Source organism: Paramesorhizobium salinisoli (assembly GCF_003335045.1).
Lineage (GTDB): Bacteria > Pseudomonadota > Alphaproteobacteria > Rhizobiales > Rhizobiaceae > Paramesorhizobium > Paramesorhizobium salinisoli.
In genome coordinates this window covers 63,276-78,440 of the sequence record NZ_QOZG01000011.1, presented here as the reverse complement: position 1 = coordinate 78,440, position 15,165 = coordinate 63,276, and the positions used below count along the sequence as shown (strand labels likewise).

General features: G+C 58.0%; 20 protein-coding genes and 2 tRNA genes. 8 read left to right on the top strand and 14 right to left on the bottom strand.

The window, feature by feature from the left end; translation table 11 throughout:
* From DUT91_RS20960 to DUT91_RS20950, 3 genes are all read right to left on the bottom strand, one after another.
* The coding region (locus DUT91_RS20960; RefSeq protein ID WP_244910400.1) for a GTP-binding protein at window positions 1-126 on the bottom strand (126 nt) is incomplete at its 3' end.
* Between the two features lie 233 nt (window positions 127-359).
* Window positions 360-433: transfer RNA gene (locus tag DUT91_RS20955), tRNA-Gly, on the bottom strand.
* 25 nt (window positions 434-458) lie between these two features.
* Window positions 459-543: transfer RNA gene (locus DUT91_RS20950), tRNA-Tyr, on the bottom strand.
* Between the two features lie 248 nt (window positions 544-791).
* On the opposite strand from DUT91_RS20950, the gene DUT91_RS20945 reads away from it, so the two are divergent.
* A complete protein-coding gene (locus DUT91_RS20945; RefSeq protein WP_114442420.1) occupies window positions 792-1,655 on the top strand; it encodes a TrmH family RNA methyltransferase in 864 nt (287 codons plus the stop codon).
* Window positions 1,656-1,670: 15 nt separating this feature from the next.
* Here the strand turns inward: DUT91_RS20945 and DUT91_RS20940 are convergent, their stop codons facing one another.
* Both DUT91_RS20940 and DUT91_RS20935 read right to left on the bottom strand, forming a co-directional pair.
* A complete protein-coding gene (locus DUT91_RS20940; protein ID WP_114442419.1) occupies window positions 1,671-2,102 on the bottom strand; it encodes a CBS domain-containing protein in 432 nt (143 codons plus the stop codon).
* A gap of 155 nt (window positions 2,103-2,257) precedes the next feature.
* A complete protein-coding gene (locus DUT91_RS20935; protein ID WP_114442418.1) occupies window positions 2,258-3,001 on the bottom strand; it encodes a rhomboid family intramembrane serine protease in 744 nt (247 codons plus the stop codon).
* A gap of 384 nt (window positions 3,002-3,385) precedes the next feature.
* On the opposite strand from DUT91_RS20935, the gene DUT91_RS20930 reads away from it, so the two are divergent.
* From DUT91_RS20930 to DUT91_RS20920, 3 genes are all read left to right on the top strand, one after another.
* On the top strand, window positions 3,386-4,027 hold the full coding sequence (locus tag DUT91_RS20930; RefSeq protein WP_160113685.1) for a PAS domain-containing protein: 642 nt from the start codon (window positions 3,386-3,388) through the stop codon (window positions 4,025-4,027).
* Between the two features lie 86 nt (window positions 4,028-4,113).
* On the top strand, window positions 4,114-4,719 hold the full coding sequence (locus DUT91_RS20925; protein WP_114442416.1) for a PilZ domain-containing protein: 606 nt from the start codon (window positions 4,114-4,116) through the stop codon (window positions 4,717-4,719).
* 348 nt (window positions 4,720-5,067) lie between these two features.
* A complete protein-coding gene (locus DUT91_RS20920) occupies window positions 5,068-5,700 on the top strand; it encodes a transglutaminase-like cysteine peptidase (protein WP_425373827.1) in 633 nt (210 codons plus the stop codon).
* 139 nt (window positions 5,701-5,839) lie between these two features.
* Here DUT91_RS20920 and DUT91_RS20915 read toward each other — a convergent pair whose 3' ends face one another.
* The gene (locus tag DUT91_RS20915) at window positions 5,840-6,373 is read right to left on the bottom strand and encodes a gamma carbonic anhydrase family protein (RefSeq protein WP_114442415.1); all 534 of its coding nucleotides are present in this window, start codon (window positions 6,371-6,373) and stop codon (window positions 5,840-5,842) included.
* A gap of 155 nt (window positions 6,374-6,528) precedes the next feature.
* Here DUT91_RS20915 and DUT91_RS20910 point away from each other — a divergent pair, with 155 nt between their 5' ends.
* Entirely contained in the window at window positions 6,529-7,254 is a 726-nt protein-coding gene (locus tag DUT91_RS20910; protein ID WP_114442414.1) for a hypothetical protein, read from the top strand.
* Window positions 7,255-7,270: 16 nt separating this feature from the next.
* On the opposite strand, the gene DUT91_RS20905 is transcribed toward DUT91_RS20910, so the two are convergent.
* The 5 genes from DUT91_RS20905 to DUT91_RS20885 form a co-directional block, all read right to left on the bottom strand.
* Window positions 7,271-7,477, bottom strand: a complete 207-nt coding sequence (locus tag DUT91_RS20905; RefSeq protein ID WP_114442413.1) for a DUF3126 family protein — start codon at window positions 7,475-7,477, stop codon at window positions 7,271-7,273.
* A gap of 105 nt (window positions 7,478-7,582) precedes the next feature.
* Complete coding sequence (gene cysE / locus DUT91_RS20900) at window positions 7,583-8,407, bottom strand: serine O-acetyltransferase (RefSeq protein WP_160113684.1); 825 nt, start codon at window positions 8,405-8,407, stop codon at window positions 7,583-7,585.
* A gap of 111 nt (window positions 8,408-8,518) precedes the next feature.
* On the bottom strand, window positions 8,519-9,289 hold the full coding sequence (locus DUT91_RS20895) for an alpha/beta fold hydrolase (RefSeq protein WP_114442435.1): 771 nt from the start codon (window positions 9,287-9,289) through the stop codon (window positions 8,519-8,521).
* A 48-nt stretch (window positions 9,290-9,337) separates the two neighbouring features.
* The gene (locus tag DUT91_RS20890) at window positions 9,338-9,817 is read right to left on the bottom strand and encodes a DUF192 domain-containing protein (RefSeq protein WP_114442434.1); all 480 of its coding nucleotides are present in this window, start codon (window positions 9,815-9,817) and stop codon (window positions 9,338-9,340) included.
* 114 nt (window positions 9,818-9,931) lie between these two features.
* Complete coding sequence (locus tag DUT91_RS20885; protein ID WP_114442412.1) at window positions 9,932-10,513, bottom strand: cold-shock protein; 582 nt, start codon at window positions 10,511-10,513, stop codon at window positions 9,932-9,934.
* A gap of 296 nt (window positions 10,514-10,809) precedes the next feature.
* On the opposite strand from DUT91_RS20885, the gene DUT91_RS20880 reads away from it, so the two are divergent.
* From DUT91_RS20880 to DUT91_RS20870, 3 genes are all read left to right on the top strand, one after another.
* Window positions 10,810-11,250 (top strand): VOC family protein, encoded by a 441-nt coding sequence (locus DUT91_RS20880; RefSeq protein WP_114442433.1) that lies wholly within the window; start codon window positions 10,810-10,812, stop codon window positions 11,248-11,250.
* A 107-nt stretch (window positions 11,251-11,357) separates the two neighbouring features.
* A complete protein-coding gene (locus tag DUT91_RS20875) occupies window positions 11,358-12,890 on the top strand; it encodes an acyl-CoA carboxylase subunit beta (protein ID WP_114442411.1) in 1,533 nt (510 codons plus the stop codon).
* 182 nt (window positions 12,891-13,072) lie between these two features.
* Window positions 13,073-13,504, top strand: coding sequence for a hypothetical protein (locus DUT91_RS20870; protein WP_114442410.1), 432 nt, complete (start codon window positions 13,073-13,075; stop codon window positions 13,502-13,504).
* A gap of 85 nt (window positions 13,505-13,589) precedes the next feature.
* Here DUT91_RS20870 and DUT91_RS20865 read toward each other — a convergent pair whose 3' ends face one another.
* The 3 genes from DUT91_RS20865 to DUT91_RS20855 form a co-directional block, all read right to left on the bottom strand.
* Window positions 13,590-13,880 carry a hypothetical protein gene (locus tag DUT91_RS20865; RefSeq protein ID WP_114442432.1) on the bottom strand — a complete coding sequence of 97 codons (291 nt, stop codon included), beginning with the start codon at window positions 13,878-13,880 and terminating at the stop codon, window positions 13,590-13,592.
* A gap of 425 nt (window positions 13,881-14,305) precedes the next feature.
* Window positions 14,306-14,488: a hypothetical protein gene (locus DUT91_RS20860; protein WP_114442409.1), complete on the bottom strand. Its 183-nt coding sequence runs from the start codon at window positions 14,486-14,488 to the stop codon at window positions 14,306-14,308.
* A gap of 83 nt (window positions 14,489-14,571) precedes the next feature.
* The gene (locus DUT91_RS20855) at window positions 14,572-15,084 is read right to left on the bottom strand and encodes a GNAT family N-acetyltransferase (RefSeq protein ID WP_114442408.1); all 513 of its coding nucleotides are present in this window, start codon (window positions 15,082-15,084) and stop codon (window positions 14,572-14,574) included.
* Window positions 15,085-15,165 lie beyond the last annotated feature (81 nt).

Genomic DNA, 15,165 nt, shown 5'->3' with positions numbered 1-15,165 from the left:
ATACGCCTTGTACTCGCCGAAATACTTCGTGATCGCCGCTGTCAGCGACGTCTTGCCATGGTCAACGTGGCCGATCGTGCCGATGTTGACATGCGGCTTATTGCGTTCAAACTTACTTTTCGCCATCGCCGTCGTTCTCTCGTCTTCTAGAACCGTTTGCGCCCGGCCGGTGAGCCCGGCTCGATGTCTATACCCTGTGACGGAACGGCAAACCGCCCGTCCATCAGAGCGCCGCGTATCCAATTGGACGCGCAAGGGGCGCTCTAACATTTTCTTGCTGCACAATCTCATCCTTAAATCGATGCTGATTTAAGGAATCATGCAGTTATTCCCTACACGCCAAACCGCTCTGAGAAATCTGGAGCGGGTAGCGGGAATCGAACCCGCATATTCAGCTTGGAAGGCTGCTGCTCTACCATTGAGCTATACCCGCGCACTCGTAACTCCGACTCCGGCAGTGGTGGAGGGGGTTGGATTCGAACCAACGTAAGCTAAGCTAACGGATTTACAGTCCGTCCCCTTTAACCACTCGGGCACCCCTCCGGTCACTGCCAGTGGAGTCGAGCGACTAGGCATTTTCACGAATATCCCGCCCGTTGTGGCAGGCGGGTCATCCGCGGTGGGCGTTATGACGAGAAGGCATTCACCTGTCAACAGGGGATCGATGAAAAGACCAAACGACTTTTCACAACCACCTGCAGCACATTGGAATTCATAGCGTTCTTTTGCCAATTCACCCTTCTGTCGTCCGGTTCTGGCGCATGGTGAAATGAAACGCTATAAGCACCGACATGAACGATAAACAGCAGCCAAAATCACCAAAAGATTCCCATTATGCGCGCCTTCGCCGCCAGCACCGCGACCTGAAGGCCGGCGATGCCGGGCCACAGCCATATCGCGCGGCCAGACCAGCGATCGAAGGCAGCGCCGCACCCGAAGGGCTCGTCCGGCTCTACGGTCTCCATACGGTTCGCGCGGCGCTCGATAATCCGGAGCGGCGGATCCGGCGAATGATGGTGACGAAAAACGCGCTGGCAAGGCTGGAGATCGCAGAATCGCATTCCCTCCCCTTCCCCGTCGAAATCGTCGAGCCGAAGGCCATAGACAAGGAAACCGGGTCGGAGGCCGTCCACCAAGGCGTCATGATCGAAGCGGAACCGCTTCGATCCAAAAAGCTGGCAGACCTGAAGGAAAGTTCGCTGCTTCTGGTGCTCGATCAGGTGACCGATCCGCACAATGTCGGCGCAATTCTGCGCTCCGCCGTCGCCTTCGATGCGGGCGCGCTGATCACCACGGCGCGCCACAGCCCGCAGGAATCCGGCGTGCTGGCCAAGGCGGCATCCGGCGCGCTGGAGGTCATTCCGCATATCGAGGTTCGTAATCTGGCGGACGCGCTTGGCGAACTCCATGCGCTTGGGTTCACTACGATCGGGCTTGATTCGGAAGGCCCTGTCGAGATGGAGGGGGCACTTGCGGGCGAGCGAATCGCTCTGGTGCTGGGAGCCGAAGGCAAGGGCCTGCGCCAGAAGACACGCGAAACCGTAACCACGCTCGCCCGGCTCGACATGCCGGGAGCCATCAAATCGCTCAATGTATCGAACGCTGCCGCGATCTCGCTCTATGCCGTGCAGCGCTATCTCGCGGCGAAGGGCTGAACAAATTCAGTTTGATCAGCCCGTCGTGATATAGGCCTTGATATCTTCCGCTTCGCGCTCGACCTCTTCCATGCGTTTCTTGACCACGTCGCCGATGGAGATGATCCCATGGAGACGGCCATCGCGCTCGACGGGCAGATGACGGAAACGGTTGACCGTCATCGTTTCCATCACCTCGTTGACGGTATGGTTCTCATGGCAGACATGCACCTTGCTGGTCATGAACTCCGATACTTCCCGGTCGAGGGCCTGCGCGCCCTCTTCGGCGACGGCGCGGACGATGTCGCGCTCCGACAGGATACCTTTTATCGCCTTCTTGTCGTCACAGATGACGAGCGCACCGATACGGTGCATCGCCAGGACGGCGACAGCCTCAATGAGCGATGCGTCCGGTTGGACGCTGACGACATTGTGGCCCTTGCGTTCGAGGATAGATCTCACTGTCATATTTTTTCTCCTCATGGCGCTTTAGCCCGATAAACCGCCGGAACGGTCCCCTTCTTCCGGCGAGATGAAGGACATGGTGCGCGCAAGCGCCGGGCAAAGCAAGTGCTTCTACCGGGCGGAGCAAGTGCTTCTAAACGTTCGATTACGTTGAACGTTCAATAACGCCGTATGGCGGCATCCAGCGGGCTCGGCCGGTCCAGCAGGGCTATGCCGAAGAACCCGACGAGGAAGCCACCGATATGGGCTTCCCATGCAATGCTCGCGGATTCCATCGGCGACATCGAAACCAGCCCGGTTGCCAGGTTGACGACGAACCAGACGCCGAGAAACGCCAGGACAGGGCGTAATGTCAGCGTCACGCCGATCGGCAGGAGCGGGCCGGCAAATTCAGACCTGCCCTTCCCATCGTGCAGAATATCGGGCACCCGGCGGAAACCATATCGCGCGGCGGCGCCCATCATGCCGGAAATGGAACCTGAAGCCCCGACCAGCGGCATGGCGCTGTCGGGATGGATTGCATAATGCGTGAAGGCCGCGGCAATGGCGGTCACGATCCAGAATATGATCATCCGCGTCGTGCCGATCCGCCCCGCGAGCGGCGAACCGAAGGCGGCGAGCCACACCATGTTGACGGCGATATGAGCAAATCCGCCGTGCAGGAAGGAATAGGTCACCGCCGTCAGCCATGCGGCCGGGTCGCCAAAGCCGCCGCCTTGCGAAAAACGCACGGGCCAATAGGCCAAATTCATCATCACCCAGAGATTCTGCTGATCGTCGAGAATATAATCCTGGGCGAGGAACGCCACGACGCAAAGTGCGATGAGAACCAGGATGATTCCGGGGATGTTGAAAACGGGTTCGGACGTCCGCGCTTGCTTCAAATCAATCTCCGGAATCATGCGGCCGCGATTCGCTGCCCGCGCCCCTGAAAAGTCTGGACCTGCCCCTAGATATGAGAGGACATGGTAAAAGAAAAGGCCGTTCAGGCTTTAACCCCTGAACGGCCCGGCCGAGTCCCCACCCGTACCCAAATTTGCCTTGAATTGAGAAAGTGCTGTAAACACAAAGGTTTCTCTTGATGCAGATCATGCTCACATGTTCCCGGATCTTGCAATAGATACCATTTGTTAACCTTAACTGACCGGCGCAGTGGATGAACAAAAGGTTAAGGTGGTCCATCGGCTCATGGAATGGCACGGTTCCTGCTCTGTGTTTGGCCAGAGATATATGCAGCCAATATATGTGCCGCAACGGTACATTTATCCGGAAACGAGACATCACAGATGAAGCATGATGGAACAGTTGAGCTTCTCGCTTACTGGAACCGTATCCGCGAGAAGCGCCCTGCACCAGACAGGGCAGAGATCGAGCCGGGTGCGATTCGCAAGCGGTTGCCCGATATATTCATTCTGGAGCAGCCGGAAAATGCGGGCGCGCGCTTCCGTCTCGCGGGAACGCGCCTATGCACCATCCATGGCGGCGAACTCCGAAACTCCAGCTTTCTGTCGCTATGGACGGAGGAGGATCGCGCAGCCATCGATCAGCTCCTGCATACGGTGTTCGAGAGCAAGGTCGCGGCAGTGATCGACCATGAGGGCAGAAGCCTCTCAGGCCGCCGCTCGACCTTTGAAACGCTGTTGCTGCCGCTTGCCGGTGACATCTCGGAAGCCCGGCTGATCGGATCGATGGTCGCACTCGATCCCGCCTACTGGCTGGGTGCGGACAGAATCGTCCAGAGCAGCGTCCTCTCGATCAGCTTGCTCGACCCGAAGCGCGCGCAATTGCAGGCCGAGACCCAGCCGGCGGCGGTCGCTACGGCTTCGTCGCGCAGCGCATCCCGTTCCTACGAGATGCCGCGTTTTTTCAGCCCGTCGGCTTCCCGCCAGATCCGCCATCTCACCATCCTGGATGGCGGGAAAGTCTGAATAAACCCTAACCCGATGTTAACGCGTGCCGTTTACGGTTTCACCGGCCAATGACTGGCAGGTTCGACCGAATAAAGCAGGGGAAAATGCGCGACATCGCCGACAGCCACACCGCAAGCGATACGCCGCATGACAACTTTCATTCTGTGAAAGTGACCCTCAACGGCCGTTACATGCTGGAGAACCGTTCGGAGCACCCCTGCACCGTCATCGCTATGTCATCGGGCAGCGCGCATTTGCGCTGTGCGGCCAGCGGGCGAATCGGTGAACGCGTCATCGCCTATATCGATCATATCGGTCGAATCGAGGGCACTGTTCTGCGGCAGATGCCTGACGGCTTTTCCCTGTCACTCACCGCTTCGCAGCGCAAGAAGGACAAGCTGGCCGCGCAGTTGACCTGGCTTGCCAACAAGCACGAACTGGACCTGCCTGAAGACCGGCGCCATGAACGCATCATGCCGCGCAATGCCGAGAACTTCCTTGTCCTGCCGGACGGACGACAATATCGCTGCCGGATCATCGATCTTTCGCTTTCGGGCGCAGCCATGGAAATCGACGTGCGGCCGGCGCTGTATACAGTGGTAACGCTCGGCACGATGCGCGGAACCGTCGTCCGGCACTTCGAAGACGGCATAGCCATCGAATTTGCGCATGTGCAGCAGCCCACGACGCTGGATCAGCTTTTCCGCTAGGGCCGTTCAGACTGGTGCATAGTCGACAAGTGCCAGAACCGACCTTGTATTTTTGAAACTCACCCCCTCCCCAGCTCGTCATTTCCAGTGCTTGTCATTGGAATTCATTCCGCAACCGTCGCATTGCGGCAACGGCTCAGAACTGTCTGAAGCGCGGTTCAGCATCCCTTACAATTCTTTACTTGAAAAACTAAAATTTGAAGCAAATTTTATACTTGTTTTCTCAGAATTTTACTTGTATTTTCATATCGATATTCGCGTGAACTAAAACTCTGCATGTCATTGTGGCGTCAATTCGGAGACGGCACGATGACACGCGAAACAGTATCGGCAACACGCAGATCAGTATTGGTGGGCAAATCAGCCCTGGCGGGCTTTTTTCTTCTGATCGGGACAATGGTGGCTCAGGCAACAGAGGCTGGGGCGGCTCAGCCAACAGAGGCTGGCCTGCAATCTCCCTGGATGAACTCAGGCGAGCGCACCACGCAGCCGATCGGTCATTACGAGTTCTGCCAGCGCTATGCTCACGAATGCAATATCGTCAGCAAATCGGACAAGCCCGTTACGCTGACGCAGGAGTTGTGGAGCAAGGTCATCGAGATCAACAACCAGGTCAACACAACCATCGAAGCGCGTACCGACATGGATATGTGGGGCAAGGCGGAAGTCTGGTCCTACCCCACGAAATATGGCGATTGTGAAGATTACGCCCTGCTCAAGCGCCAGATGCTGCAGCAGGCGGGCGTGCCCATCAATGCCCTGTTGATCACCGTCGTGCGTCAGCCAAATGGCGATGGTCATGCGGTGCTGACCATGCGCTCCGATCGCGGCGATTTCGTCCTCGACAATCTGGAGCCGCGGGTACTCATCTGGAACCAGACCGAATATCAGTATTTGAAGCGCCAATCGGCCCGCAACACCGGCGTGTGGGTTTCGATAGACGACGACCGCCAGATCCTGGTGGGCAGCATTCATGAATAAGGCGAAAGCCTTATACGGCGACCCGGTCGTGTCCCCCACCCTTCCCCAATGACCGGGTTAGGAGCCGGCCCTCCCCCCAGGGCCGGCTCCTTCGTATCAGAATATCTCGTTCCTTCCGACGATCTAGGGGGCCGACGATCTAAGGGCCGACGATCTCAAGGCCGCGCCTGAACCGGGCGCCGTTGTCGACATAATGCTGCGCGGAAGCCCTCAGCTGTTCGGCAGACTTTTCATCCAGTATGCGCGCGACACGCGCCGGAGTGCCGATAATCAACGAATTGTCGGGGAATTCCTTGCCTTCCGTCACCAGCGCACCTGCGCCAACCAGAGAGTTCCTGCCTATGCGCGCGCCGTTGAGCACGATCGCGCCGATGCCGATGAGGCTGTTGTCGCCGATCGTGCAGCCGTGGAGCATGGCCCGGTGACCAATGGTGCAACCTTCACCTATCGTCAGCGGGTAGCCCATATCGGTGTGCATCACCGTATGTTCCTGCACATTGGTGTTGCGGCCGATGTCGATCAATTCATTATCGCCACGCAGCACCACCCCGAACCATATACCAACGCCTTTCCCAAGTTTGATCCTGCCGATCAGTGTCGCGTCCGGCGCGATCCAGTTCGTTTCACGATCCTCGAATTCCGGCTGATGGCCGTCCAACGCATAGATGGGCATGGGGACTCTCCCGTTCGGTATTGGCGGGACTGAAGATGGCGGAGCGACCACGACGTCGCAAGTTCGCAGCCCGGGAATTCACGCGGTATTAACCATAAAAGTGGACAATTGCGCGAAGAGTGGATGCGGTTTTAAGAGGCGGATCGAAGCAGGCCATGCAAAGCGCGGCGCAAACAGAAATCTCGATTACGGAAAGCCGATTTTTCGCGCGCGTCTTCTATGTCTTCTTCGGGCTTGCCATTCTCTCCGCGGCCATCAATCTTGCCGGACGGTATTGGGGGCCGACAATCGCCATGGGCGGCCATACCGACGATAAGACCAAGCGTGAAATCGTCATTGGCAATGACGTTCTCGCCATTCCATCGAACATGATCCGCTTCCGCGCGCAGCGCCGAAATGGGGTTGCGAACCGCGTCGATCTTTATCTGAAATGGCCTGAAATGACCGGTTATAGCGCCGCAACGCGCCAGGATTTCAATTTTACCGGACCAAAGCGGGAGATACTGTTTCTCTCGATCGAGCCTAGAACCATGTCGCGTGATATGTCGGGACGCTATCCGCCAATCTATTCCGCGCTGATCGAACAGCCGGGAAAACCGGGGCCGGGCGGCCTGACCGTCTACAGCTTTCGTCAGACGAGCGGCTATATCGATGAGGAACTGGTGGTTTCCTCCGCGGGCGGAGATAATCCGGACTTCGTCGCACGTTGTCTGGAGGAGAGCATCGCCAAGGATACCGTCAGCGCGTGCGAACGCGATATCCAGTTCGGCGACGGCCTGCAGCTTCTCTACAGATTTCCACGTGACCTGTTGGGTCAGTGGCAGGCGCTCGATGGAGCCGTCAGATCTTTTGCAGCCGGTCATCTGGCAAGTGCCAGATAACCGGTTTTGCAGATCTTCAGAGATCCATGTCTAGAATGGCCATTGAGAAATTATAGGACAGTTCGCCCTCTTCTTCATCCTTGTAGATGAGGCCGAGGAATTCGTCGTTGAGATAAAGCTCGCACGAATCGTCCTTGCGAGGACGCGCCTTTACTTCAAGGCCGGGATTCTTGAAAGTTCGCTTGAAATAGGCGTCGAGTTTTCTCAGTTCTTCGGGTTTCAAACGAATTCTCCTATGCATTTGTGGGAGGCGGGTTTTGCACGGTGCATCCACCCATGTAAAGCCCGCAAGAGACTTGTCACCGTTTTTGACGCGCGGGCGCTTTTTTCAGTCCAAGCTGTTGATGAGCTGATCCATGACCCGCGACGGCTCCGCGCAACCGCTCTCACCGATGATGCGTGCTGGAACGCCCGCCACCGTCACATTGCTCGGCACCGACTTCACTACAACAGAACCCGATGCCACCTTGGAGCAATGACCAACCTCGATATTGCCGAGTATCTTTGCGCCGGCGCCGATCAGCACGCCACGCCTGATCTTCGGGTGGCGGTCGCCGCCTGCCTTGCCTGTTCCTCCGAGGGTCACGCCATGCAATATCGATACATTGTCCTCGATGATTGCTGTCTCGCCCACGACCAGTCCAGTCGCATGGTCGAGGAATATCCCGCTGCCCAATTGCGCGGCGGGATGGATATCCGTCTGGAATACCGAGGAGGACTGGCTCTGCAGATAATAGGCGAAATCCTTGCGGCCCTCCTTCCAAAGCCAATGCGCCAGGCGATGTGTCTGGATGGCATGAAAGCCCTTGAGATAAAGGATGGGATCGAGAAACCGGCTGCAGGCGGGATCACGATCATAGACCGCCTGAACATCGACGCGGAGGACCTGCGACCATTCCGGCTGGGCGCGGTGCATCTCGGCGAATGTCTGGCGCAAGATGCCGGCATCTATATCGGCGTGTCCCAGCCTTTCGGCGATCCGGTAGCTCACCGCTTCCTCGAGACTGGTCTGATTGAGCACCGTGGAATAGATAAAGGCGGTGAGCAGCGGATCGTTGAGCGCGGCCTCTTCGGCCTCGGTACGGATCGCATTCCAGATCGGGTCTACCTGATCGACGGCGTTCACCATCTTGACGGTATTGTGTGCGGGCATTTCCAAACTCCCAGCTCTCGCCGTTGTTCTCTGCTCTTTTTCAGTAACATAGAGCAAATCACATTGCTTGACACGTCAATTTGCTGAAACGCAATCATCAACGATGAAGGCTCAAATGGGGTTTTCGCTCAGGAAATCCAGAACCGCCAGCTTGAATATCTTGTCGCCAACCGCCAGCATATGATCGCGTTCGGGAATATCCAGCGACCGGCCGCGCGGCAACAAGGCGGCAAGATCGTGCGGATTACCGCCGATATCGTCCCTGGTGCCGACCGCCACCAGCGTGGGCTGGGAGATGCGGCTGATCGCATCTTCGCTCAACGTTTCCTTCGAGGTGAGCACGCATGCGGCCAGAGCGAGGCGATCGCTTTTCGTCTGGTCGGCGAATTTGCGGAACATCAGGCCGCGCGGATGGGTAATCGTCGCCGGATCGTCGGCAAGCAGCGCCTCGTGGATCGGCGCCCAGTCGCCAGCCCCATCGACCATGCCGATGCCCAGGCCGCCAAAGACCAGGCTGTGAACACGATGTGGATGTTCAAGCGCCATAAAGGCTGCGATGCGCGCGCCCATGGAGTAACCCATGACATGCGCCGTCCCGATGCCGAGATGATCGAGAAGCGCCACCGCGTCGCCAGCCATCAGACTCGGCGTATAATCGGCAGGCTCATGGCTCTTGGCGGACTGGCCATGGCCGCGATCGTCGATGGCGATGGCCCTGTATCCCGCTTCCGTCAGTGTCTGGAACCAGCCGGGAGACACCCAATTGACAAGGCTCGACGAGGCGAAACCATGGATAAGCAGGACGGGATCGCCCTCGCCCTGCTCGCGATAGGCAAGGCGCAGACCGTCATGCTCGAAATATTGAATTTCAGGCGTACTCACCACTTGGCCCCTTCGTAAGATTCAGGATCGGATTGTTGCGCGGTCCACTTATTTCGTGGCGCACGGGCCGCATATGGCGGGATGGCGGACCGTGTCGCCCATGGCGAGGCCCAGTTGCTTTGCCACGCCGGCGCGCAATTCAATCACAAAGGCGACGGGCACCATAGACGAGACGATCGCCTCCGAGAACGGCTCGGTATTTTCGCGGATCGTGGCGATGGCGCCATCGCGGTTGACGAACACCATGTCGAGCGACAACGGCGTGTTCTTCATCCACATCATCACCGTGCGCGTGTCATCGAACACGAAGAGCATGGCACGATTTTCGGGGAAATCGGTCCGGTACATCAGCCCGCGCATCCGTTCCGGATCGGTATCGGCTATTTCGACATCCAGGGAGACCTTGCCCTTGGCAGTCTCGAAGACAAGCCGATGAGCATCCAGCGGCAGCCGCATGGGCTCCCCCGTCTCAGCCCGCGCAGGCAGGGCGAAGAAGAGCAACAGAAAAACCGTGAAAAAACGATGCATGACCAAACCCGGATACGCGTGTGAACTGGCCGGAAGCTTTCGCTTATCCATTCACGCGCGTCAACAATGGCGGTGCAACATTCGCCGTCCGTCGTTTCGCAGGCTCAGCATCACTCAATGCGAGACGGGAAATTGCGTGCCTATATCGGGATGAACTTCCGCAGCCATCAGGCCCTTGTCGCCATTGCCGTAGCGCACGAGAACCACCTGACCCGGACGCAGCTCGGTCAGGCCGAAACGACGCAGCGTTTCCATATGGATGAAAATGTCTTCCGTGCCCTCGCCGCGGGTCAGAAAGCCGAACCCCTTGGTACGGTTAAACCATTTGACGATGACGCGTTCGAGCCCGCTTGACGGGGTGACGCTGACATGGGTGCGCTGCGGCGGCATCTGCGCCGGATGGATCGCCGTGGAGCTGTCCATGGAGATGACGCGGAAGCACTGCAGCCCACGCTCGCCGTGCTTGACCTCGCAGACAACACGGGCCCCCTCAAGAGCGGTCTGGAAGCCGTCCTTGCGCAAGGACGTGACATGCAGCAGGATATCTGAAAGTCCAGGCTGATCGGGTACGATGAAGCCATAACCCTTGGCGACATCGAACCATTTGATGGAGCCTGACACCTCTATGAGCTCGACAATCTCCTCGGAAGAGGCGCTGCCAAGGAACTGGTCCTTCGACACAGATTTATCTGCCATAGCGCCAGCCCCCTCCTTTCATCCTCGATGAAATCTAAACTGATTCTCAACTTGAGAATAACACCGCCATGGCGCATAGGGGCAAGTGCCTACTTCCTATTATTGGCCAGTTACCACAGACTTTATTTCCGGGATCAGTTCCCGATAGCCCTTAAGAACAGGCATGGAGGTCAAATGGGGCCGGGACCATTGACAGGCTTGCCGATTCGAATAATCCCACCATATCAAAAATGCCTGGACCCTGCCGCCTCGCCGCGTTCAAATTCAACCACAGCCAGAAGAAAACAGGAGCCGACATGCGTTATCTGCACACTATGGTCCGAGTCCGCGACATTGATGAATCGCTGGATTTCTACGTCAACAAGTTCGGCCTCGAAGAAACCCGTCGCATTGAAAACGAAAAGGGCCGCTTTACGCTGATCTTCCTGGCGGCTCCTGAGGACAAGGATCGCGCCGTTGCCGAACGCGCGCCGGAACTCGAGCTCACCTACAACTGGGATCCCGAGGAATATACCGGCGGACGTAATTTTGGCCATCTCGCCTATGTCGTGGACGATATCTACGCCACCTGCCAGAAGCTGCAGGACAAGGGCGTGACGATCAACCGGCCGCCGCGCGACGGCCACATGGCTTTCGTACGCTCGCCCGACGGCATCTCTATCGAGCTTATCCAGAAGGGCGACCGCCTTTCTCCGCAGGAGCCATGGGCCTCGATGCCCAATACCGGGAGCTGGTGATCCAAGACGGCAGGTAGGGCAGCAGAAGGATTGCAGGAGCTGAGATCAACCAATAAGCTCCATCCCTGTTGCCCTACCCCCCTACCCCCCTACTCCGGAGGAGCTTTATGAAAGACGTGCTGACGGAGCTTGAGCGCCGCCGCGAGATCGCACGGCAGGGCGGTGGGGCGGCTCGCATCGATGCGCAACACGGCAAGGGCAAGCTGACCGCGCGTGAACGCATCGACGTTTTTCTCGATGAGGGCTCCTTCGAGGAGTTCGACATGTTCGTCGAGCACCGCTCGACCGATTTCGGCATGGAAAAGACCAAGTTCGCCGGCGATGGCGTCGTCACCGGCTGGGGCACGGTCAACGGGCGCACGGTCTTCGTCTTTGCCAAGGACTTCACCGTTTTCGGCGGCTCGCTCTCTGAGGCCCATGCTGAAAAGGTGCAGAAGATACAGGACATGGCGTTGCGCAATCGGGCGCCGGTGATCGGGCTCTATGATGCGGGCGGTGCGCGCATCCAGGAAGGCGTGGCGGCGCTCGGCGGATATGCGGAGATATTCCAACGCAACGTGCTTGCCTCAGGTGTCATTCCGCAGATTTCGGTGATCATGGGCCCCTGCGCCGGCGGTGACGTCTATTCGCCGGCCATGACCGATTTCATCTTCATGGTACGCGACACCTCCTACATGTTCGTGACCGGCCCCGACGTGGTCAAGACTGTCACCAATGAGAGCGTCACGGCGGAGCAGCTCGGCGGAGCAGTGGTCCACACGACGAAATCCTCCATCGCCGATGGCGCTTATGACAATGATGTCGAGGCCCTGCTGCAGATGCGCCGGCTGATCGATTTCCTGCCGGCCTCGAACACAGCGGATATCCCTGAAATCGCCTGCTACCAATCGACGGAGGAGCAGGATCTCTCGCTCGACCGGCTGGTGCCTGACAATGCCAACAAGCCCTATGACATCAAGGAGCTGATCCGGAAGACCATCGATGAAGGCGACTTTTTCGAAATCCAGGAAAATTTTGCCAGGAATATCGTCTGCGGCTTCGGCCGGATCGAAGGGCGGACGGTCGGGATCGTCGCCAACCAGCCGATGGTGCTGGCAGGCGTTCTTGACAGCGACGCCTCACGCAAGGCCGGACGGTTCGTGCGCTTCTGCGACTGCTTCAACATTCCGATCGTGACATTCGTCGATGTGCCGGGCTTCCTGCCGGGAACGGCGCAGGAATATGGCGGCCTCATCAAGCATGGCGCCAAGCTGCTCTTCGCCTATGCCGAGGCGACGGTGCCGAAAATCACCATCATCACGCGAAAGGCGTATGGCGGTGCCTATGATGTGATGGCCTCGAAACATTTGCGCGGCGACATCAATTATGCCTGGCCCTCGGCGCAGATCGCGGTCATGGGCGCCAGGGGCGCGGTCGAGATCATCTACCGCAAGGATATCGGCGATGCGGAAAAGATTGCCGAGCACACCAAGCGTTATGAAGACCGGTTTCTGTCACCGTTCGCCGCTGCCGAGCGCGGCTATATCGACGAGGTGATCATGCCCCATTCGACCCGCCGGCGCGTGGCGCGGGCGCTCAGGATGCTGCGCAACAAGGATCTGGAAAATCCCTGGAAGAAGCACGACAACATCCCACTCTGACGGAGTGCCCCGTCCTCCGGCCCTGCCCGCGCAGCCCCGGCAGCCGTGAAGAAACCGTTCATGAAAAATGTGACCGGCCGGAATGTTGTTTAAGCTGGACTTGCCGGCGGGTTGGAGTACCCTTCTTTCATGGGCGAAATGACGGGGGCTGTGCACCACATATCCTGAAACAGGAGGTGACCATGCAGCACAAAACCCTTGAGCAGATGCAAGCCGTTGCCGAAGCCAAACCCAACATAGCCCGTCCGGTCATGAGCAGGACCGAACGGCTCGAACGCTGGGCCGCACTCCTCGAAAGAGAGCCGGGCAGGCTTCTGGCAACGCTTCCAGGTACTGAATATCAACCGGTCGGGACACGGGAGACGATGCGTAGCGCCGGCTCTCCGATCACGGTTGCATTTGAAGACGTTGTTTTCCGTGCCGAAGGCATGAAAGACGACACTTATGGCGAGGCAAAAAACTTCTTCGACATAACGGACCGGCAGATGCATGAAATCGTCTGCTATTGCCATTATGGCGCAACTGTTTCCGCTGCGACGGCTGCCCGTCACGTCAGGGAAGCTATCGGCGGCGGGCCCGGCATGTTCGCCAGGCTTCGCGGTTCTTTCGTGTGACAGCGATTTCTGCAGGCCGGACCTCAATCAGGCGGCTCGCCGATGGCGGGCCGCAGGGCATGAACAGATCCCATAAAGACGCTTCTTAGAAGGAGCGCGGCGGAACGAACAGGCAGATGGTTCGCGAGTTCGATTTCCCTGCCACAGAGCACCAGTGGAACAGCCCATCGGGGGATTGCCGGATGCGGGCGTCACGATAGCCGACCACCTCCCCCGTTCCGGTAATGACGTATCCCTCCGGGCGCTCGGCAACCGATCGGGCACTGACCGGGCGGCAATCCAGATCGTGGCAGCATTGATAGGGATAGGACCAGCCGCTGGGCGCATCATGCGCTTGAACCTGAAATAGCGCCGCAGAAAGAACCGACAGCGCCATCAAAGCCGGAAACACGAGCATCCGCTTGACGCGCGCAACATTCACCTTTCCGTTGTCGGCTTCATCGAGTTGTCGCTTCCACCCAGATGAGAGTTGTCTTGATCGGAATCTGGAGGCGAGTCGGTCGATAGCGCCGCGCGGTTGTTCTAATAAAAATCGATGGGCTGTCTTGTCTGTGTTGAGCATGCCAATACCTCATCACGGATAGGGTTGTCGTCATCCCACCCGCCCGGAATTGATCGCAATAACTTCAACTGACTCTTCTGCCTTACCCGCTCAGGCTGCTGAGCACTCGAGAAAAACAGGCACTGTCGGAAACTACCCTGAGTCGGGGTAATTTTCCAAAAAGGCCGGAAAAAGCGGCCCTCTCGACGCTTCTGATCCAGCCGGAGGGCCTGAAATCCCTCCGGAGGGCTTGCGCCGCTTCAGCGAACCGGCTTGATGCCGATCCTCTTCTGGATCCTATCGATGTCCTCCTTGACGAAGAACGTCAGATCGGGGGTCGTGGTCACGATATGCGCGCCGGTGCCATAGGCATTATACGATACGACATGATCGAAATTGATCGTGATGCGCTCGCCATTGACGTCAGTCAGTTCGATCCACACGTACCTCTCCCTTTCTGCTTGCCTGATCCGGAATAGGATAGATCAAAGTCGGCGTAAGACAATCCTCACCGATGCAAATGGCACTAACGGAAGCTTTCGCTCAACAGCGCTTCCATCCTTACTTTCTCTATATTGCGGCCAAGGCTGTCGGACCATTCCTGACCCCGCCATACGACATGAAAGCCACATCGCTGATAGAGGCGGATGGCGGGAAGATTGCGGGCGTGGGTATCGATGCGCGCCTTCGGATAACCGGAAAGCAGGATCTCGGCCAGAAGCGCGTCCATCAAGGCAAGGCCGATGCCGTGACGCTGCCAGGCGGGATCGATCCAGAGATCGGAGATGTAATCGGCGTCCGTATCGCGGGCGGCCCAGCCCAGGACTATGCCGGAGGATTGGGCAAGCAAGATGCGGGGGTAGAATTCGTCGGTAAAAGCGCGGAACGCCTTTTCCACCCGTTCGCGTATTCCGGCCTCTTCCGGTTCGAAGCCGAAGATCACCGAAGCCCAGGCACGGTGTCCGACCGAGGCCAGCACTGCGCTATCGGCAGCGTTGGCTCGCCGGATCTCCATTTGTGCATCTTCTTTCATCCGCATGATCTCATCCGAAAGTCTGCAGCTTTGTTGCCGCCGACGACCTTCGGTTCCAAATCATGCTCTCATTTTATAGCCGCATGA

Bases quoted from the DNA above. Each gene is read 5' to 3' on its own strand.
- DUT91_RS20945 (WP_114442420.1), top strand. From the start codon at position 792: ATGAACGATAAACAGCAGCCAAAATCACCAAAAGATTCCCATTATGCG.
- DUT91_RS20940 (WP_114442419.1), bottom strand. From the start codon at position 2,102: ATGACAGTGAGATCTATCCTCGAACGCAAGGGCCACAATGTCGTCAGC.
- DUT91_RS20935 (WP_114442418.1), bottom strand. From the start codon at position 3,001: ATGATTCCGGAGATTGATTTGAAGCAAGCGCGGACGTCCGAACCCGTT.
- DUT91_RS20930 (WP_160113685.1), top strand. From the start codon at position 3,386: ATGAAGCATGATGGAACAGTTGAGCTTCTCGCTTACTGGAACCGTATC.
- DUT91_RS20925 (WP_114442416.1), top strand. From the start codon at position 4,114: ATGCGCGACATCGCCGACAGCCACACCGCAAGCGATACGCCGCATGAC.
- DUT91_RS20915 (WP_114442415.1), bottom strand. From the start codon at position 6,373: ATGCCCATCTATGCGTTGGACGGCCATCAGCCGGAATTCGAGGATCGT.
- DUT91_RS20910 (WP_114442414.1), top strand. From the start codon at position 6,529: ATGCAAAGCGCGGCGCAAACAGAAATCTCGATTACGGAAAGCCGATTT.
- cysE (WP_160113684.1), bottom strand. From the start codon at position 8,407: ATGCCCGCACACAATACCGTCAAGATGGTGAACGCCGTCGATCAGGTA.
- DUT91_RS20890 (WP_114442434.1), bottom strand. From the start codon at position 9,817: ATGCATCGTTTTTTCACGGTTTTTCTGTTGCTCTTCTTCGCCCTGCCT.
- DUT91_RS20885 (WP_114442412.1), bottom strand. From the start codon at position 10,513: ATGGCAGATAAATCTGTGTCGAAGGACCAGTTCCTTGGCAGCGCCTCT.
- DUT91_RS20880 (WP_114442433.1), top strand. From the start codon at position 10,810: ATGCGTTATCTGCACACTATGGTCCGAGTCCGCGACATTGATGAATCG.
- DUT91_RS20875 (WP_114442411.1), top strand. From the start codon at position 11,358: ATGAAAGACGTGCTGACGGAGCTTGAGCGCCGCCGCGAGATCGCACGG.
- DUT91_RS20870 (WP_114442410.1), top strand. From the start codon at position 13,073: ATGCAGCACAAAACCCTTGAGCAGATGCAAGCCGTTGCCGAAGCCAAA.
- DUT91_RS20865 (WP_114442432.1), bottom strand. From the start codon at position 13,880: ATGGCGCTGTCGGTTCTTTCTGCGGCGCTATTTCAGGTTCAAGCGCAT.
- DUT91_RS20855 (WP_114442408.1), bottom strand. From the start codon at position 15,084: ATGCGGATGAAAGAAGATGCACAAATGGAGATCCGGCGAGCCAACGCT.